This is a genomic window from Sulfuricaulis sp. (genome assembly GCF_040901545.1).
Lineage (GTDB): Bacteria > Pseudomonadota > Gammaproteobacteria > Acidiferrobacterales > Sulfurifustaceae > Sulfuricaulis.
The window spans coordinates 56,496-73,560 of the sequence record NZ_JBBDYL010000024.1; the positions used below are offsets into that span (position 1 = coordinate 56,496).

A 17,065-nucleotide genomic window follows, 5' to 3' on the forward strand; every position below is an offset into this window, starting at 1 on the left:
AATCAGGGGAAGTTCAATCTGTGGACTTGGCCATCAGGTTAAGTACTTCTCCACGATGGAGTCTATGAGTTTGTCAGGGTCAACTCCTAGCTCTTGAGCACGCTCTAGGAGTCGCGCTGTCATTTTTGGGGCGATCCTCAAAGCTTTGAATTTTTCCGGGAAAGCCCAAGGGCACTCAAAGCAGTCAAGCTCGCATCCTCTGCAACTTGTGCTCTTAAAATTGTTGCACTCATCGCATAAGGGCTGCCAGTTTTCTAGCGCATCAACTCCACCCTCAAGGAGCGCCGTCTTGTCAGGCCGCAAGCGCGGTACTTTGTGATCCTGCTGTAATTGTACTTCAGGCGGGCTGCGCTTGCAGTTTGCACACCTGTTGCCGTATCGCTCCAAAACTCTGGCCCAGTCTTCGTCACTTAATGCTGTCCGTGGGACTCGCTTCTCTGCAAGTGTCAGGTCAATCAACTGGTAAGTCTTGCCGTCCTTGACAAGACCTACAACGCCCTCTTCGCCTTGAAGCTCCCGCACACGCCTAAAGACATCCAGGTAATCTTCGTCTGGGTGCCTCCCTATTCGCTCAGTCCTTCTTAGGTGATTGGTACCGGCCCGTAGCTCGCTCTCTGTAACGTGTGGGCCTGGTATGCCGTGAGCCGCTGGCCAGGTTTTCTCAAGAATCAGCCTGTAATATTTCTTGTTTACTGGGGTGCCCACAAAGCTGCGGTATACCTGATCAAGCCAGGCTTCTCGATTGACGTTGGGATCGGGTTGAGGATTTGGCGGAAGCAGAACATAGGCTTCACGTCTTGCGCGGCTTCGCTTCTTAGCCATCTTTTTCCTTCCCGCGAAGTAGCCAAACTGTGCTGACATCGAGCACTCGCGCAATAGCATCAAGCTCGAAGTCTTTGACGCCCCGGATGCCACGCTCAATTTCAGAAATATCTGACTGATCCATCTTTATGTCATGGTCAACGGAGAGTGCCGCAGCGAGATCAACCTGGTCTAATCCGCGCTTTTCACGTGCCTGCTTTATCCTGAGGCCGCTAAGGTTAGCGGATCGCATAGGTAGTCCTCAGTTCAGGTGAGAAACTTTGCCCAAATCAACTACGGTTTTAGAGTATTATGAGCGTGATTTCCTTGTAGACGATTTTCGTATATGGTATCTTGTGTGCCGTCATTTATAGCAAGGCTTCTTCCGAGTACCTTAAAAAGCTAAAAATGCGTGTTGCTTCATTCTTCGCTGGCATTGGTGGGTTCGATTTGGGATTCGAGCGGGCTGGTATGGAAGTGGTCTTTCACTGTGAGATTGACGAGCATTGCCAAAAAGTTCTAAACCGTCACTGGCCAAAGGTGCCTCTTCATGCAGACATCACAACCCTTAAAGCATCAGCTATTCCTTACGCTGAACTCTGGTGTGCAGGATGGCCTTGCCAAGACCTCAGCCACGCCAACGCCGGCGAAAGAAAAGGCCTCGCTGGCGAGCGAAGCGGATTGTTCCATAACTTTATGGAGCTTGTTACAGAATCTCGGCCAGCGTGGCTTGTCATGGAAAATGTGCCAGGGCTCCTCTCGGCAGAGCAAGGAACCGCGCTTGAGACAGTTATCGACACGCTGGAAAAAAACGGGTATTTGGGGGGATGGATTTCGTGCAACACTCTCGATGCGGGCCTGCCCCACAACCGCGACAGAGTATTCTTTATCGCAAGTTATAGATCAGGACGTGCCTATAACTTCTTTACTGAGTGCGGCGAACTGCACGGGGGTTTTGCGAAGGGAGAAGAGAGCCGGGAGGAAGTTAGACCCCATATTCGAAAAGTCACTAAAGGAAACTCTCCGCTTGTGGTTCAACGTCGCGGAGGCTTCGGGTATACCAAAGCAAAAAGCTTTAGCCCCACGATACGTGCCCAAACTGGAGGCCATCAAGGAGGTCATTCAGACAGGCCAATACTCTGTGGCCAGAAACTTGACGTGGACAGAGTGCGAGAAACTGATGGGTTTTCCCGCAGGCTGGACGGTCGTAGAGGGCGGCTCATTGGCAACTCCGTCTCCCCAACAGTTGCCGAATGGATCGGGAGACAAATAGTTGCAATCGAAATGAGCTATAGGGCAAAGGTTCATCTCGCCGAATCTTCTGCCTCTTAGACGGCCCACAGGAAACTTTAGCCAAGAAGAGAATGGACACGATGACGCCCGTCGAGCGAAGCGTCCGCATGGCCCTGATTCGCTCCCGCGATACCACTCCTGAGATTGCTGTCCGCCGCGTAGTTCATGGCATGGGCTATCGTTACCGGCTTCACATTAGAGAATTACCAGGCAAACCCGATCTTGTCTTTTCGTCGCGCCGAAAGATCATTTTAGTCCACGGTTGCTTCTGGCATCAGCACAGCGATCCGGCTTGCAAGATTACGCGGAAGCCAAAATCAAACACCGGCTACTGGACAAAGAAACTCAAACGGAACGTGGCCCGCGATTCGCAGCACTCAGAATCGTTGTCTCGCCTAGGATGGAAGGTGCTCACTGTTTGGGAATGCGAACTGCGGGACAAGGCTGCGCTTTCAAAGAGGCTCCGTCGGTTCCTGGCTTGAATCAAACGTTGCGTCGCCCTATCTTCTAGGTAGCCCCAGCTTTACTTCCGCGCCCACGATACGGAAGCGTTCACGGAGAAGCTTCACGAGGCCACTAGCGGCCATTTCCAATTGACCACAGACGGATTGAAACCTTACTAAAACGCCGTGTCCTACTCACTCGGCACTCGCGTTGACTACGCGACGCTGATCAAAGTCAGCGCGAAGGAACGCAAAGGGTCAGACTTGCTCATCTCGAGCCCCCTGTGGCGATGCGCCAATTTAGCGGCGCTGTTTTTATTGCAGGTTCTCCATTTTTTCGTGCCGCCGGTACGGCCGCGGCGCTTTGGTTATTTTTCGCGCACCCATTTTCCCGCCATGCAAAACCTTGTCAAGTCATCTTCGGGGTAAAGCTTTGGCGGCGGATCGGGAAGAAATGACAGATAAAAGGTTAGATAAGACTGTTCAACAACGCTTAACATCGAGGTCCTAGCTTGCCGGAGGGCCGTAAGGACCTCTACTCCTGTTTCGGCTCGCGTCTGAGCAGCGCTTCTACCGCCGCCCTGGGAGATAATCCTTCAAACAGCACCCGGTATACTTGCTCGGTGATCGGCATTTCCACATTTAACTTTCCGGCCAGCCGATAAAGCTCACGCGCCGTCGCCACTCCCTCGGCCTCCTGTCCCAGTTCGGTCAAAATTTCAGCGAGCCCGCGTCCCTGCCCGAGCCCCAGGCCGACACGGCGATTGCGCGAGGTGTTGTCGGTACAAGTGAGAATCAGATCGCCCGCGCCGGCGAGACCCATAAAGGTTTCCTTCTGCCCGCCCATGGTAACCCCAAGACGCGTAAGTTCGGCGAGTCCGCGGGTAATCAGCGCCGCGCGTGCATTTGCACCGAAACCAAGCCCGTCGCTGATCCCGGCGGCGATCGCCATGACGTTCTTGATCGCGCCGCCCAGCTGCACGCCGGCGACATCAAGACTGGTGTAAACCCGCATACGATCATTTCTCAGCCAAACCGCAACCGATTCGGCCGTGGACCTGTTTTCGGACGCTACCGTCATGGCCGTCGGTAAATCAAGCGCCACCTCGCGCGCAAACGTGGGCCCGGATATCACGGCCGAGGGATACGCACCGCCGGATTCCTCCGCCATCACCTCGCTCAGCAGCTTTCCGCTCCCGGGTTCCAGTCCTTTTGTGGCCCAGGCCAAGACGGAATCTCGCGCCAGTAACGGCCGCAAGTGTTTAAGCGTGACGCGAAAGGCATGACTGGGCACGGCGATCAGCATATGTGTTGCCGATTTAGCCAATTGGTCCAGCGATGTCTCGACATGGACAATCGGCGGAAAGGAAATACCGGGAAGGAAGATGCTGTTTTGCCTTTCGCGTTCCAGGCGCAACACCTGGGGCTCATCGTTACCCCAAATAATCGGCGTATAACCGTTCCGGGCCAGAAGCAAGGCCAGCGCCGTGCCCCAGGATCCCGCCCCGAGCACGGCAATGGAGATTTTTTTTTCGGATAGCATTCTTGCTTTTTTTACAGCAACCAAATATCAGCCGTCCTCAATCCTCACGTCAAGATTATCCCGGATTGAATCAGGCGTAATATGGCAATCTCGAGACAATTCCATGTGCAGCTGTCGGTGATCAGTTGATGCCGGTCTGTTTCTCCCGGGCAGTCTGTTTTTGTTCGTACACCATCTCAAAATTGATCGGATTGATCAGCAGTTGGGGAAATCCGCCTTTGCCGACCAGGTCATTGATGGCCTCACGCACGAACGGCAGCAGCACGTAGCCGCAGCTGATTTCGAGCACACGTGCAAGCATCTCACCCTCGACACCGGTAATGCGAAATACACCCGCCTGCTTGATCTCGACGAGAAAGATGTTTTTGGTCTCGCGTTTGGCCGTCGCCGTTACCGTCAGTATTACCTCATACAGCCCCTGTTTCGGATCCAGGACGGCATGTTCCAAAGCGAGCTGGACGCCGATTTCACCCGCCGAATTTTCCGGCTGGGTAAAGGCCAACGGGACACCCGGCGCTTCGTATGAGATATCCTTGATGTATATCTTTTCAACGTTGAAAAAGATATTTTTTTCCGCGTCCGGTTCCGCCATATCAATCCTCGTTTATGTCACACAAATCTCGATTACCATTCATTTTTCGATATGCAGCAACGCATTCAGCTCGCCCGAGTGTTCCAACGCCGCCAGTTCACGGAATCCACCCACTTGCTTATTATCGATAATGATTTGCGGCACGCTGATATGCCCCGTGAGTCGGATCATTTCTTCGCGGCGCGCCGGATTTTCGTCCACCATTATTTTCTCAAGCCGGATGCCCTTCTTCTCCAGCAGCTTTTCCGCCATGCGGCAAAACACACAGGTGCGCGTGCCATAAATCAGCACCTTGGTCATTAAGACCGCTCCAACGGCATGTTCTCCTTTTCCCAGGCATGCAAACCTCCGGATAGCACGTATACCGAGGGGAAACCGTGTTTGCGCAAAGCCACGGCGCCCTTCGCGGAACGGTTTCCGGTGCGGCAGGTCACAATGATGGGATTATTTTTGTGTTTTTCCAGTTCGCGTATTCGATTCACCAGCGCCGAAAGAGGTAAATTGATCGCATGGGTGATGTGACCCGCCTTGAATTCGCCGGGTTCGCTCACGTCAACCACCACGCCATGCTCGCGGTTCAGCAGTTGCACGGTCTGGTTCACATTGGTGCTCTTCACCCCGTACAACTGTTGGGTGACGGGACCCATGATTAACAGCCCCAAAATTACGCCAAGCGCAACGAATAAATACCAGTTATTGATGACAAACTGCATGACTCACCTGAGAAATGTCAAAAAAAATAATAATAACGAGATTTAGATCGATGCCCGATGAGACATTCCTGCCCCATTGTTAAGGGAGTGATCAGCGGTTCGCTGGACGGCAAATGGCTTCGCACAATGCAACGATCAGATTCAAAATTTTCTGGTCGCCAAACCGGTAATAAACCTTGTTAGCGTTCTTGTGTGTAGTGAGGATATCCTTATCGCGAAGTATCGATAGATGCTGGGAGATATTACTTTGTGAGGTACCAACCAGTTCGACGATGTCTTGTACGCTTACCTCGGTATCACTTGCCAGGATGCAGAGAATTTTCAATCGCAAAGGATGCGCGATGGCCTTCAGCAGGTGTGATGCATGATGAATATTGCTTTCACTGCCGATGCTGCCGACTTTTAATTTTTCTGCGGAGGCGCTCATGTGTTCGTTTCTCATGGAATCACGCTTAGCTCATGACCTCGCTGATCCTAACCGCGGCAACCGATGTTATGTAAGCAAAAAACATTATACAATAGTCATATTGATGAAATAGAGACTGAAAAAACCGGAATTGAGTCTGCGCGCATGCCTTTAACCCTTAAACCCCTGGTTCTGATCATATTGGACGGATGGGGCTTCCGTCATGACACCCAGCACAATGCCATTGCCGCTGCCCGCAAGCCGACGTGGGACATGCTCTGGAAAAAATACCCCCGTACCCTGATTAACGCCTCGGAATCGGCCGTAGGGCTGCCGTCCAGCCAAATGGGCAATTCAGAAGTGGGCCATCTCAATATCGGTGCCGGCCGGGTGGTTTACCAGGAATTCACCCGCATCAGCAGCGCAATCAGCTCCGGCAGTTTCTTCACGAACAAGACTTTTACGGATGCCGTCGATCTTGCACTGAAAAATGACAAGGCCGTGCACATACTGGGCCTGCTGTCTCCCGGCGGCGTGCACAGTCATGAAGAACACATCCATGCCATTGCTGAACTTGCGGTGCAACGCGGCATCAAAAAATTATTTCTACATGCCTTCCTTGACGGCCGTGACACCCCACCGAAGAGCGCTTCCGGTTCGATCAAGGCAATGGAAGAAAAATTTGCTTCTTTGAAACATGGACGCATTGCCTCGATCATCGGCCGTCACTATGCCATGGACCGCGACCACCGCTGGCCACGCATTCAGGTCGCCTATGACCTCATGACTCGGGGCAAGGGCGAATATCAGGCACGCACGGCCTCGGAAGCGCTCGATCTGGCGTACGGACGCGGCGAAACTGACGAGTTCGTCAAGGCCACTGCCATCGTCCCAACGGGTGGAAAGTCAACGTGTATTTCCGAGGGTGATGTAATTATTTTTATGAATTTCCGTTCTGACCGGGCGCGGCAGATCACGCGGGCATTCATCGAGGATAATTTCACTGCCTTCCCGCGCCAGGTCGTCCCGAAACTCGGGGCTTATGTGAGCCTCACGGGATACAACGCCGATTTTCGGATTCCGGTGGCGTTTCCACCCGAACGACTGGATAACGTGTTGGGCGCCTACCTGTCGGGTCTTGGATTACACCAGTTACGCATCGCCGAAACCGAAAAATACGCCCACGTCACTTTCTTCTTCAACGGCGGTCAAGAAACTCCGTTCAAGTTCGAGGAACGCATTCTGGTGCCATCGCCCACGGACGTGCCCACCTACGACCTGAAACCGGAAATGAGCGCATACCGGCTAGCCGACGAAATAGTCAAGGCGATCCAGAGCGGAAAATATGACGTCATCATCTCCAATTTCGCCAACGCCGACATGGTGGGACATACCGGTGATTTTGACGCCACGGTCAAAGCCATCGAAGCCATCGACCTATGCCTGGGGCGTCTCTATGAAGCGGTTATGAAAACAGGCGGTGAATTGCTGATCACGGCCGACCACGGCAACGCCGAACAGATGTTCGACGACGATATCGGTCAAATGCACACGGCCCATACCACGAACCCGGTCCCGTTTCTCTATGTAGGACGTCCCGCCACGATGGCGGCCAGTGGCGCGCTGCAAGACATTGCGCCAACCATGATTTATCTCATGGGCCTGCCCGTGCCGGCAGAAATGACCGGCCGGCCGCTCGTGTCGCTGCAAAGCGGACAAGTGGCGGCCAAGGGACGCGCCTAAAAGGAAATATTCTTCTGAGTTCCCGCCTTCTCTCCGGGGTACCGGATCCGATTCGCCGGAAAATCAGTCGGGCACTGTGCCCCGGAATGTTTTTCCTTGCCGCCCTGCTGTGCACGGTACTATTCCCGGCATACGGCGCCCGCAACAGTGACGACGAAGCACGGTTGCAGAAACTGCGCGGCCGGATCGAGGCGCTGCAAGAGAAGATGAATGAAACCCGCGGGCGGCGCGACACGGTGACCGACGAAATGCGCAGCCTCGAGCGACGCATTGGCAGCCTGCTGAATGACCTGAAACTAACCGATGCGCGGTTGCGCCAGAATGAAAAAAAACTGGAGAACCTCAAGTCACGCGCCACACGGGAAGCTGGGAATCTTGCAGTGCAACAGCGACAACTCGAACGGCAGCTTTACATGGCTTTCACGGCGGGGCGCCAGGATTACTCCAAAATGCTCCTCAGCCAGGATAACCCCGCCAGCGTGGCGCGCGTGTTTACCTATTACCGTTACCTCAACCGTGAGCGTTCCGAACGCATCGCGGCGATCGGAGATACTCTGTCGCAACTCGATGTGATCAAGACGCAAATCCACAATCAAAATCGCGAACTGGAAATTTTGCGTAACACCCAGCGCGAGCAGAAATCGGCCCTGGAAACCTCGCATGCGCGCCGGAATGAACTGCTGGCGAGCCTCAACCGCCAGGTTCGCGATCAGGCGCAGGAAATAGCACGGTTGCGCGCTGATGAAAAACGCATGGAACAGCTGGTTGAAGAACTCAAGATAGTGCTGCCCGACACTCCTCTGCCGAGTACTACCGAGAGGCATTTCAGCCAGCTACGTGGCCGTCTCCCGCTGCCCACGCGGGGCCGGGTGCTGGCGCGCTACGGTACCCAGAAAAACATCGGTAATCTCAAATGGCGCGGGCTTTTTATTGCGGGACGCGAGGGTCAACAGGTTATTTCTGTTTTTCACGGGCGTGTCGTATATGCCGACTGGTTAAGGGGTTTTGGGCTACTCTTGATTCTGGAGCACGGAGATGGCTATATGACGCTATACGGTCACAATCAAAGCCTCCACAAGGCGGTCGGCGACTGGGTTAAGGCCGGTGAAGTTATTGCCAGTCTGGGCAATACCGGCGATGTGGCGCAGCCAGGTTTGTATTTCGAGATTCGACACAACGGCGAACCGCGCGACCCGTTAATCTGGTGCAGAGCACGGTAATGACCGCTTTCCTGGTCTCTCAGCACTGCGGTACAGCAAAGCGGTAATCTTTCTTATGGAGCATCACGCAATGAAACTAGCAACACGATATATTCTGGTCCTGATTCTCGGGATGTTCGTCGGTGCGGTGATCATCCTCGACATGGGCGTATTGGCGGAACGCGAGGGATCCAAGGATACTCTGGCGCCGTTACCGCTCGATGAACTGCGAACCTTCACAGAAGTATTCAGCCGGATCAAGGCCGACTACGTGGAACCGGTGTCAGACAAAAAACTTCTGGAAGATGCCGTACAGGGCATGCTTGCGGGGCTCGATCCGCATTCGGCCTATCTTGATGCCACCAGCTTCAAGGACATGCGCGTCGAAACCGAAGGGAAATTCGGCGGACTCGGCATCGAAGTCACGATGGAAAACGGATTCGTCAAGGTCGTCTCCCCCATCGAGGACACCCCGGCGGCCCGCGCCGGCATCAAGCCGGGCGATCTTGTAATCCGGCTTGACGAAAAAGCCGTTAAAGGGCTTACCCTCACCGAAGCCGTGCGACTCATGCGCGGCAAACCCGGCACCGATATCACGCTCACCATCGTTCGCGAAGGCGTATCGAAACCGCTCAAAATCACGCTCACGCGCGCGGTGATCAAGATCCAGAGCGTCAAGAGCCGGTTGCTGGAACCGGGGTTTGGGTACGTGCGGATTACTCAATTTCAGTCCGGCACAGAAAAAGGCTTGGCTGAGGTGGTCAGAAAACTGGAGACGGAAAACAAGGGCGCGCTGCGGGGTATGGTTCTCGATCTCAGGAACAATCCGGGCGGAGTGCTCAATGCGGCCGTGGGCGTGAGCGATGCCTTCCTTGACAAGGGCCTCATTGTCTACACCGAAGGCCGCGTCGAGGATTCCCGGATGAGGAAATCCGCCGTTCCGGGTGATTTGATCAATGGCGCGCCGATGGTAGTACTGATTAACGGCGGCTCGGCCTCCGCGTCGGAGATCGTCGCCGGTGCGCTTCAGGATCACCGGCGCGCTGTCATCATGGGCACGAAAAGTTTCGGCAAGGGCTCGGTACAGACCATCGTGCCCATCAGCAATGGCGCGGCGCTTAAGATTACCACCGCGCGATACTACACTCCGAACGGCCGCTCCATCCAGGCATCGGGCATCGAGCCCGATATCATCACGGAAGAGGCCCGGCTCACCAAAAGTGAAACCGCCGACAGGCTGAAAGAGGCCGATCTGGCGCGTCATCTGGAAAACGGCGATGAACCCCTCAAGAAGAAAGCGGAGCCGAAAAAAGAGGACAACCAGAATGACAAGAAAAAAGATGAAACCGGCAAGGCGCCGGCGGTAGAGGACTACCAACTGCAGGAAGCCCTGAATCTGCTGAAGGGAATAACCTTCTTCAGGGCCCAGGGAAGCTAGTAACGTCCCCAGGGTTTGCGATAGACAACGCCGGACACGGCGACTTACACGCGGGTTAAGCATTACGCCCGCGGGCTGCCCGGAATCAAATTACCGAACTGAAAATTACTCGATTGGGGTACCGCGGTCGAAACAGAGAAAGGACTTTAATTGAAATCGAATCGCGTGCGGAACAGGATGCGGCTGCGCTCGAAGCTGGATGAATCGAGATAGGGCGTGCTGCCCAAGGCGTAACTCGCTTCCGCCTGAAGACTGAAATCGCGCTGTACCTGCCACTTCCAACCTGCCGACAACAGCGATCGGTCGCCGCTGCGCGGGACTACCAAAGCAGACTCCTCCGTGGTGTCATACAAGCTCTTCTGCATTTTGAAAGACACGTAAGGCGTGTGCGTCTGGTTTAGCGTCAGGCTGCCACCGACGGTTATGCCATAGTATTTATGATCGAGTCGACGATAGATCTCCTCCCGGGCCAGTTCATCGCCGAGGAAGAAGCTGCCGGTAATGCTGGGTTTGCCGGCGCTCGGCAACCGGCTGGTCCAGGACACCGCCGCACGCGTATCGGTCGTGTCGAGTGGCAGTGGACGAATCGCCGTGCCTTGGCCGTATTCCGCTGATACGGCAAAGCTATGGGTGGCATCGAGCCGGTGTTGCCATTTCACGCCGAAGGAATTGATGCGGCTGGTCGTTTTTTCAAACGAGGAAAATTGCGGCCGGATTCCTGATGATTCCACTTCACCATAGAATCGAACGGTGCTGATTCCTGAGGCCGGGCCGACTCCGTTTGTGGAAAAATCCTCAGCTCCCAGCAGGGATCTGGAATGGTAGACATTGACATCGAAGGAAGAATATTCAGACGGATTGCGCAGCCGAACCTCGGGTATGCCCACTGACCCTACCCCCGCGAAGGGGGCGTCATCGAACCAGGAAAGCTTGCCCGCCGCCTGGGCAGGCACGGCCATACCGCACGCTAGGAACAGCGCCCCGGCTTGCATGGTCTGTCTAATACGCTTCATAGCACCCAGTCAAATTCGATTTTGTTCGAATATTAGCATAGTCGCTGTCCGGCCTGACACACCGTTGGTCACGGATTCTGATCCGGCCAGCCACGTACCAGAAATAAGCCTCCCACCACTGTAATAACCCATCCAAAAGCGCTACCCCAGGCCGACCCGTCAAAAACCTGAACTTCCATGCCCAGAATCAGGGCACCGGTAACCAGCATCCCGCTACCGGCGATGGCAAAATAAAGTCTCCGGTGGTTTTGCCGGAGCTGCCTTTGCAACTGCTCTTGTTGCTTCGCCCGCGCTGCTTTCTCCGCCTCGATTTCACCCGCGTGCCGGAGGTACTCATGCGCCAGCGACGGTATTTCAGGGAGCATGGCCCACCATTTCGGAAATTCCTGGCGCAACGTGCGCAAAAAGGCACGGGGGCCCATGTGCTCGCGCATCCACTGCTCCAGATAGGGTTTGGCGGTTTCCCACAAATCGAGATCGGGATAGAGCCGGCGACCGAGGCCCTCGATATTGAACAACGTTTTTTGCAGCAGGACCAATTGCGGCTGGATTTCCATGTTGAAACGCCGCGCGGTTTGAAACAAATGCAGGAGAAACCGACCGAAGGAGATGTCCTTGATGGGGCGGGCAAAAACCGGCTCGCACACGGTGCGGATCGCGGCTTCGAATTCCACCAGGCGCGTGCCCGGCGGAACCCAGCCGGCTCTCAGATGGGCGTCGGCCACGGCATGATAATCGCGATTGAAAAATGCCAGGAAATTCTCCGCCAGGTAGCGTTTATCCTTCTCGCCCAGCGTACCCATGATGCCAAAGTCGACCGCCCGGTATTGGCCCTCGGGTGAAACGAAGATATTGCCCGGGTGCATGTCGGCGTGGAAAAACCCGTCGCGAAACGCCTGGGTGAAGAAAATCTCCACGCCATGGTGCGCCAACTTCCGCATGTCGATGCCGGCGGCTTTTAGGCCCTCGATATTCCCGATCGGTATCCCGTGAATGTACTCGAGCACCATTACCGCGCGGCGGGTCAGGTCCCAGTAGATTTTGGGCACGTACAGCAGGGTGGAATTCTCGAAGTTGGCGCGCAGGCGGCTGGCATTCGCCGATTCGACCCGCAGATCCAGCTCGTCGTGAATGGTTTTGTCGAATTCATCCACCACTTCGACGGCGCGAAACCGGCGCGCTTCCGGCCAGTAGCGCGTCGCCAGTCGCGCCAGCAGATAAAGCAATTCCAGATCGCGCTCGATGACCGTTTCGATGCCCGGCCGCAACACCTTGACCGCCACTTCGGTCCCTTCGTGCAATCGGGCGATGTGAACCTGTGCCACCGATGCCGAGGCGATCGGATCACGGTTGAATTCGACAAAATGAATATCAAGCTTCCCTCCCAGCGCCTGTTCGATCAGGCGCACCGATTCCTCGCCGGAAAAAGGCGGGACGTGATCTTGCAGTTTCGCCAGTTCATTGGCGAGATCCTCCGGGAGCAAATCGGGGCGGGTGGACAACATCTGACCGAATTTGACGAAAACCGGCCCGAGCTCCTCAAGCGCCTCGCGTAACCGCACGCCCCGCGGGAGACCGCGGCGCGCGAACAACCGCCAAGGCGCAAGTCGCAGCAACAAGCGGTAAGGCCGGAAAAGATGAACGGCGGTGATGAATTCGTCCAAATCGTGCCTGACGAATATCTGCGTGATGCGCAGCATCCGGATGAAGTGGTGCAGGCGTTTCATCGGATTATCTCGCGCAGTCGCGCCACACGCCGTTCCAGACGATCCACCTCGGACCGCAGTGATTCCACCGCCTTGGTAAAATTCTCTGCGCGTAAGCGCGGCGCCAGGAGGCGGCTTTCTTCCTGAATATATTCATCGAAATCGTCTTTCAGGGTCTGCGCGGCCCGGGCCGACCAGCCATGAAGATCGCGTGACGCGTTACCCAACTGATGGGCGGTCACGTCGCCCAGGATATGCGCCGCCTGTTCTTCCCAATCGATATCGATTTTTTCCATCAGCTGTTGAAACCGTTGTCCCAGTTGAATATCACCGCTGATTCGAACGTCTCCCGCGGCCACCGCCTCGGGCATGATGCGTCTCATGGCAAACCGCGCAAACACGGGGACATCGCCGGTTAACGTCACGTCCGGTTCCCCGTCTTGTCGAGTGTGAAGGCGCAGACCGGATTTCGACGGCTGCACGACAATCTCAAACGGCATGGCGCCCGAGATCCGCAAACGGATGACCTTGCCATCGAGATCACCGAGCCGTGCCAGCGTGTCGGGATCGAGGCGCAACACGCGATTCAAGGCTGCTTCCAGCAATGTGGTGAAGGGAAACGGCATATATGCCTGTTCGGAAACGTTCACGGCGAGCCCTGCTGAATTACTTTCTTCGTGCTTTCAGCGATCACGAAGCCTGCTTAATATTTATAACCCCGGTGTAAGGCGACGATACCGCCGCTCAAATTGAAAAATTCCACCCGCTCGAAACCCGCCTGTTCCATCATGGTCTGCAACGCCTGCTGATCGGGATGTTTGCGTATGGACTCGGCCAGGTAGCGATAGCTCCCTTCATCCTTGGCGATGACCCGTCCGAGCCACGGCAGGATATTAAAGGAATAAGCGTCGTAGAGCCGGTTCAATCCCGAAATCGTGGGGCGGGAAAATTCGAGCACCAGCAAAGAACCGCCCGGTTTCAGTACGCGAAACATGGACGCCAGCGCCCGGTCGATATGGGTCACGTTGCGCAAACCGAAAGCAATACTCACGCGGTCGAAGTGATCGTCGGGAAAAGGCAGATTCTCGGCGTTGGCCTGCACGAAAGCGATATTGCCGGCATAACCCTGGTCGGCCAAACGGGTTCGACCGACTTCCAGCATCGAGCGATTGATGTCGGCAAGCACCACCTGCCCGCGCCAACCCACGCGCAGGGCGAACCTGGCCGCCATGTCGCCGGTCCCACCGGCGACATCGAGCACGCGAAATCCGGCACGGACACCGCTCGCCTCCGTGGCAAACTGCTTCCACAGGCGATGGATCCCCAGGGACATCAGGTCATTCATCAAATCGTATTTGCCCGCGACGGAATGAAATACACCGGAGACGAGACCGTCTTTCGCGGATTCCGGCACTTCGCGGTAACCGAAGTGCGTCGCGGGTTCTTTCCGGTCGGGCTGTGGCATCCCCAATTTACTCCGCAGGCTTCGAAAGTTGACGGCTCACCCCGGCCTTGGCGAGTTTCTCGAGATATTGGGCCCAGAGTTTGTCCTGATTCTTTCCCAGATGATGCAACCAATCCCAGGAATACAGCCCGGTATTATGTCCATCGTCAAAATGCAGACACACGGCGTAACTCCCCACCGGATCGATACCGGTAATATTCACGTTTTCCTTGCCGACCTGCAGGACTTCCTGCCCCGGGCCGTGGCCACGGACTTCCGCCGACGGCGAATATACCCGCAAGTATTCGCAGGAAAGCATGAACTGGCTACCGTCATCGAACGCCACTTCGAGAAGGCGCGATTTCTGGTGCAATTTGATGTCGGTCGGTCGAACGGTGTTTTGGCGCATGTTTTCGTGCGGAGAATGCGGTCACCGCTACTATACTGATTCCAAGAGAAATTTCAGCCATTGTCACGGAATAGCCATGAAACGGTAATGGTAACCAAAATGTAATATATATGGTATGAAATGGCGCCACTCCGAGGGAACGCAAATACGATTATCAACCCATGCGCAGTAAAATTCTCATTGTCGATGACGAACCCGCCATCCGGCAAATGGTGAGCCTTGCTTTGTCGCAGACAAACTACGAATGTATCGAGGCCGCGGATTCCGCCGAAGCCCAAGAAAAGATCCTGGCAGACAAACCCGACCTTATACTCCTCGACTGGATGCTGCCAAAGGTGAGCGGCGTGGAGTACGCCCGTCAGCTGCGGCGCGAGAAATTGACCGAGGACATTCCGGTTATCATGCTGACTGCGCGCACCGAGGAGGAGGACAAGGTCAAGGGGTTCGACAGCGGGGTGGACGATTACATCACCAAGCCCTTTTCCACGCGCGAGCTGTTGGCCCGGATCCGGGCGCTGTTGCGGCGCACCACACCGCACGCGGCGGAACTGGCCGTGGAAACCGGTGGGTTGTCGCTGGACCCGGTGACACACCGCGTCACGGCGGTGGATAAAACCCTCAGCCTGGGTCCCACCGAATTCCGCCTGCTGCACTTCTTCATGACTCATCCCGAGCGCGTGCACAGCCGCGAGCGCCTGCTGAACAGTGTGTGGGGCAATAACGTGTACGTCGAGGAACGCACGGTGGACGTGCATATCCGCCGGCTGCGCAAAATACTGACTCCCACCGGCCACGACCGGCTGATCCAGACCGTGCGCGGCACCGGCTATCGCTTCTCGGCGCAGAGCTGATACGTGTCGCAGAACATCTGGCGTGAAATCTGGATCCTGGCGGGCATCGCCATCGCGAGCCTTGTGCTCGGCCTTATCACCGGGCGCCCGTTTCTCATCGCCGCCATCGGTTACGGCCTTTACATTTTTTTTACGATGCGCCAGTTGCAACGCTTGCACCACTGGCTGCTCAACCACCAGCAGGCGGAAATACCCGAAGCCGAAGGCTTATGGGGCGATGTGTTCAACGAAATCCGCAAGCTCATGAAACAGACGGAACACCGAGAGGACCAGCTGAACGAGATGCTGGGCCGGTTCCAGAGCGCTGCCGCGGCTATGCCGGATGCGATGGTGATCCTGTCGCAGGAAGGCGATATCGAATGGGCCAACCCCTCCGCCGCGCGCCTGTTCGGCATTCGCTACCCGCGCGATGCCGGCACGCGCCTGTTCAACCTGCTGCGCGATCCCGATTTCATCCAGTACCTGCAGCGCGGCGACTACTCCGAACTGCTGGAAATCAGCTCTCCGGAGAGCAGCGAAACCCACATTTCCATCCAGGTCACGCCGTTCGGCAGCCTGCAAAAGCTCGTGATCGGGCGCGACGTCACGCGTCTCGCGCGCTTGGAACAGATGCGCCGTAATTTCGTCGCCAACGTCTCGCATGAACTGCGCACGCCGCTCACCGTGCTCGGCGGTTTCGTCGAGACCCTGGGCCACATAGACCAGATACGTATGGAGGATTTCAAGAAATACCTCGCGACCATGGAGGAGCAGACGCTGCGCATGCAGCGGCTGGTGGACGATCTGCTCATGCTGTCGAAACTGGAGACTGCGCCGCCGCGCACCCACGACGAGACGGTGGACGTGACGGCGCTGCTGGCCGGACTCAAGGAGCAGGCGCAACTGCTGAGCGGCGAACAGCGTCACGTCATCACGATCGAGGCGGACCGGAACCTGCGGCTCCTCGGAAGCCGCGATGAGCTGCTCAGCGCCTTCTCCAACCTGATCAACAACGCCGTGCGCTACACGCCGGCCGGCGGCCGTATCGCGCTGCAATGGAGCACGTCCCCGGACGGGGGCGCCAATTTTACCGTCAGCGATACCGGCATGGGCGTCGCCCCGGAACACATCCCGCATCTGACAGAACGCTTCTATCGCGTCGACACGGCGCGCTCGCGCGCCTCGGGCGGCACCGGTCTCGGACTGTCCATCGTCAAGCACGTGCTGCTGCGTCACGACGCACGCCTTGAGATCGAGAGCGAACTCGGCGTCGGCAGCACCTTCACCTGCATCTTCCCCGCCGCCCGCATCCGGCACGCCGACAAACCTGTTTCCAGTACTGCCTGACCGCGGGCAACACCCGCCGCCCGTTCCCGATCACCGCTGTACCGGTCAATCCAGCCCACCGCCGGATTACGCCATCACAAGCCATTAATTTTCCGTGCTTTTTTGACGGATAAGCCTATTATCATATATATGCTTGAACATATAT

At 56.1% G+C, this 17,065-nt stretch carries 20 protein-coding genes; 8 read left to right on the forward strand and 12 right to left on the reverse strand.

Annotation, left to right across the window (positions count from 1 at the left end; genetic code table 11):
* Positions 1 to 33 precede the first annotated feature (33 nt).
* Positions 34 to 822, reverse strand: coding sequence for an HNH endonuclease (locus WD823_RS03990; RefSeq protein ID WP_368428191.1), 789 nt, complete (start codon positions 820 to 822; stop codon positions 34 to 36).
* The gene (locus tag WD823_RS03995) at positions 815 to 1,054 is read right to left on the reverse strand and encodes a helix-turn-helix domain-containing protein (RefSeq protein WP_368428192.1); all 240 of its coding nucleotides are present in this window, start codon (positions 1,052 to 1,054) and stop codon (positions 815 to 817) included. The genes WD823_RS03990 and WD823_RS03995 overlap by 8 nt, the downstream gene beginning before the upstream one ends.
* Positions 1,055 to 1,155: 101 nt before the next feature.
* Here WD823_RS03995 and WD823_RS04000 point away from each other — a divergent pair, with 101 nt between their 5' ends.
* The 3 genes from WD823_RS04000 to WD823_RS04010 all read left to right on the forward strand — a co-directional run bounded on the left by WD823_RS04000 (position 1,156) and on the right by WD823_RS04010 (position 2,966).
* A complete protein-coding gene (locus WD823_RS04000; protein ID WP_368428193.1) occupies positions 1,156 to 2,133 on the forward strand; it encodes a DNA cytosine methyltransferase in 978 nt (325 codons plus the stop codon).
* A 41-nt stretch (positions 2,134 to 2,174) separates the two neighbouring features.
* Positions 2,175 to 2,576 (forward strand): very short patch repair endonuclease, encoded by a 402-nt coding sequence (locus WD823_RS04005; RefSeq protein WP_368428194.1) that lies wholly within the window; start codon positions 2,175 to 2,177, stop codon positions 2,574 to 2,576.
* Between the two features lie 147 nt (positions 2,577 to 2,723).
* On the forward strand, positions 2,724 to 2,966 hold the full coding sequence (locus WD823_RS04010; RefSeq protein WP_368428195.1) for a hypothetical protein: 243 nt from the start codon (positions 2,724 to 2,726) through the stop codon (positions 2,964 to 2,966).
* A 106-nt stretch (positions 2,967 to 3,072) separates the two neighbouring features.
* Here the strand turns inward: WD823_RS04010 and WD823_RS04015 are convergent, their stop codons facing one another.
* From WD823_RS04015 to WD823_RS04035, 5 genes are all read right to left on the reverse strand, one after another.
* Positions 3,073 to 4,080 carry an NAD(P)H-dependent glycerol-3-phosphate dehydrogenase gene (locus WD823_RS04015; protein ID WP_368428196.1) on the reverse strand — a complete coding sequence of 336 codons (1,008 nt, stop codon included), beginning with the start codon at positions 4,078 to 4,080 and terminating at the stop codon, positions 3,073 to 3,075.
* A gap of 121 nt (positions 4,081 to 4,201) precedes the next feature.
* Positions 4,202 to 4,672 carry a protein-export chaperone SecB gene (gene secB, locus WD823_RS04020; protein WP_368428197.1) on the reverse strand — a complete coding sequence of 157 codons (471 nt, stop codon included), beginning with the start codon at positions 4,670 to 4,672 and terminating at the stop codon, positions 4,202 to 4,204.
* 39 nt (positions 4,673 to 4,711) lie between these two features.
* A complete protein-coding gene (locus tag WD823_RS04025) occupies positions 4,712 to 4,972 on the reverse strand; it encodes a glutaredoxin domain-containing protein (protein WP_368428198.1) in 261 nt (86 codons plus the stop codon).
* Positions 4,972 to 5,385 (reverse strand): rhodanese-like domain-containing protein, encoded by a 414-nt coding sequence (locus WD823_RS04030; protein WP_368428199.1) that lies wholly within the window; start codon positions 5,383 to 5,385, stop codon positions 4,972 to 4,974. Before WD823_RS04030 ends, WD823_RS04025 begins: the two co-directional genes overlap by 1 nt.
* A gap of 91 nt (positions 5,386 to 5,476) precedes the next feature.
* The gene (locus WD823_RS04035) at positions 5,477 to 5,812 is read right to left on the reverse strand and encodes an ArsR/SmtB family transcription factor (protein ID WP_368428200.1); all 336 of its coding nucleotides are present in this window, start codon (positions 5,810 to 5,812) and stop codon (positions 5,477 to 5,479) included.
* A gap of 144 nt (positions 5,813 to 5,956) precedes the next feature.
* Between WD823_RS04035 and gpmI the strand changes: the two genes are divergently transcribed.
* The 3 genes from gpmI to WD823_RS04050 all read left to right on the forward strand — a co-directional run bounded on the left by gpmI (position 5,957) and on the right by WD823_RS04050 (position 10,171).
* Positions 5,957 to 7,534, forward strand: coding sequence for a 2,3-bisphosphoglycerate-independent phosphoglycerate mutase (gene gpmI, locus WD823_RS04040; protein WP_368428201.1), 1,578 nt, complete (start codon positions 5,957 to 5,959; stop codon positions 7,532 to 7,534).
* Positions 7,535 to 7,620: 86 nt separating this feature from the next.
* Positions 7,621 to 8,754: a murein hydrolase activator EnvC gene (locus tag WD823_RS04045; protein WP_368428202.1), complete on the forward strand. Its 1,134-nt coding sequence runs from the start codon at positions 7,621 to 7,623 to the stop codon at positions 8,752 to 8,754.
* Between the two features lie 70 nt (positions 8,755 to 8,824).
* Positions 8,825 to 10,171: a S41 family peptidase gene (locus WD823_RS04050; protein ID WP_368428203.1), complete on the forward strand. Its 1,347-nt coding sequence runs from the start codon at positions 8,825 to 8,827 to the stop codon at positions 10,169 to 10,171.
* Between the two features lie 146 nt (positions 10,172 to 10,317).
* On the opposite strand, the gene WD823_RS04055 is transcribed toward WD823_RS04050, so the two are convergent.
* The 5 genes from WD823_RS04055 to WD823_RS04075 all read right to left on the reverse strand — a co-directional run bounded on the left by WD823_RS04055 (position 10,318) and on the right by WD823_RS04075 (position 14,743).
* Positions 10,318 to 11,184: a hypothetical protein gene (locus WD823_RS04055; protein WP_368428204.1), complete on the reverse strand. Its 867-nt coding sequence runs from the start codon at positions 11,182 to 11,184 to the stop codon at positions 10,318 to 10,320.
* Between the two features lie 68 nt (positions 11,185 to 11,252).
* Positions 11,253 to 12,911 carry a ubiquinone biosynthesis regulatory protein kinase UbiB gene (gene ubiB, locus WD823_RS04060; protein ID WP_368428205.1) on the reverse strand — a complete coding sequence of 553 codons (1,659 nt, stop codon included), beginning with the start codon at positions 12,909 to 12,911 and terminating at the stop codon, positions 11,253 to 11,255.
* A complete protein-coding gene (locus WD823_RS04065; RefSeq protein WP_368428206.1) occupies positions 12,908 to 13,540 on the reverse strand; it encodes an SCP2 domain-containing protein in 633 nt (210 codons plus the stop codon). Before WD823_RS04065 ends, ubiB begins: the two co-directional genes overlap by 4 nt.
* A gap of 53 nt (positions 13,541 to 13,593) precedes the next feature.
* The gene (gene ubiE, locus WD823_RS04070; RefSeq protein ID WP_368428207.1) at positions 13,594 to 14,355 is read right to left on the reverse strand and encodes a bifunctional demethylmenaquinone methyltransferase/2-methoxy-6-polyprenyl-1,4-benzoquinol methylase UbiE; all 762 of its coding nucleotides are present in this window, start codon (positions 14,353 to 14,355) and stop codon (positions 13,594 to 13,596) included.
* Positions 14,356 to 14,362: 7 nt separating this feature from the next.
* Positions 14,363 to 14,743 carry a gamma-butyrobetaine hydroxylase-like domain-containing protein gene (locus WD823_RS04075; RefSeq protein WP_368428208.1) on the reverse strand — a complete coding sequence of 127 codons (381 nt, stop codon included), beginning with the start codon at positions 14,741 to 14,743 and terminating at the stop codon, positions 14,363 to 14,365.
* A gap of 161 nt (positions 14,744 to 14,904) precedes the next feature.
* Here WD823_RS04075 and phoB point away from each other — a divergent pair, with 161 nt between their 5' ends.
* Positions 14,905 to 15,594 carry a phosphate regulon transcriptional regulator PhoB gene (gene phoB / locus WD823_RS04080; protein ID WP_368428209.1) on the forward strand — a complete coding sequence of 230 codons (690 nt, stop codon included), beginning with the start codon at positions 14,905 to 14,907 and terminating at the stop codon, positions 15,592 to 15,594.
* Positions 15,595 to 15,597: 3 nt separating this feature from the next.
* A complete protein-coding gene (phoR, locus tag WD823_RS04085; RefSeq protein WP_368428210.1) occupies positions 15,598 to 16,920 on the forward strand; it encodes a phosphate regulon sensor histidine kinase PhoR in 1,323 nt (440 codons plus the stop codon).
* Positions 16,921 to 17,065 lie beyond the last annotated feature (145 nt).

What these genes read in the sequence shown, in the direction of transcription:
- WD823_RS03990 (WP_368428191.1), bottom strand. Translation starts at nt 822, where the DNA reads ATGGCTAAGAAGCGAAGCCGCGCAAGACGTGAAGCCTATGTTCTGCTT.
- WD823_RS03995 (WP_368428192.1), bottom strand. Translation starts at nt 1,054, where the DNA reads ATGCGATCCGCTAACCTTAGCGGCCTCAGGATAAAGCAGGCACGTGAA.
- WD823_RS04005 (WP_368428194.1), top strand. Translation starts at nt 2,175, where the DNA reads ATGACGCCCGTCGAGCGAAGCGTCCGCATGGCCCTGATTCGCTCCCGC.
- WD823_RS04015 (WP_368428196.1), bottom strand. Translation starts at nt 4,080, where the DNA reads ATGCTATCCGAAAAAAAAATCTCCATTGCCGTGCTCGGGGCGGGATCC.
- secB (WP_368428197.1), bottom strand. Translation starts at nt 4,672, where the DNA reads ATGGCGGAACCGGACGCGGAAAAAAATATCTTTTTCAACGTTGAAAAG.
- WD823_RS04025 (WP_368428198.1), bottom strand. Translation starts at nt 4,972, where the DNA reads ATGACCAAGGTGCTGATTTATGGCACGCGCACCTGTGTGTTTTGCCGC.
- WD823_RS04030 (WP_368428199.1), bottom strand. Translation starts at nt 5,385, where the DNA reads ATGCAGTTTGTCATCAATAACTGGTATTTATTCGTTGCGCTTGGCGTA.
- WD823_RS04035 (WP_368428200.1), bottom strand. Translation starts at nt 5,812, where the DNA reads ATGAGCGCCTCCGCAGAAAAATTAAAAGTCGGCAGCATCGGCAGTGAA.
- gpmI (WP_368428201.1), top strand. Translation starts at nt 5,957, where the DNA reads ATGCCTTTAACCCTTAAACCCCTGGTTCTGATCATATTGGACGGATGG.
- WD823_RS04045 (WP_368428202.1), top strand. Translation starts at nt 7,621, where the DNA reads ATGTTTTTCCTTGCCGCCCTGCTGTGCACGGTACTATTCCCGGCATAC.
- WD823_RS04050 (WP_368428203.1), top strand. Translation starts at nt 8,825, where the DNA reads ATGAAACTAGCAACACGATATATTCTGGTCCTGATTCTCGGGATGTTC.
- WD823_RS04055 (WP_368428204.1), bottom strand. Translation starts at nt 11,184, where the DNA reads ATGAAGCGTATTAGACAGACCATGCAAGCCGGGGCGCTGTTCCTAGCG.
- ubiB (WP_368428205.1), bottom strand. Translation starts at nt 12,911, where the DNA reads ATGAAACGCCTGCACCACTTCATCCGGATGCTGCGCATCACGCAGATA.
- ubiE (WP_368428207.1), bottom strand. Translation starts at nt 14,355, where the DNA reads ATGCCACAGCCCGACCGGAAAGAACCCGCGACGCACTTCGGTTACCGC.
- WD823_RS04075 (WP_368428208.1), bottom strand. Translation starts at nt 14,743, where the DNA reads ATGCGCCAAAACACCGTTCGACCGACCGACATCAAATTGCACCAGAAA.
- phoB (WP_368428209.1), top strand. Translation starts at nt 14,905, where the DNA reads ATGCGCAGTAAAATTCTCATTGTCGATGACGAACCCGCCATCCGGCAA.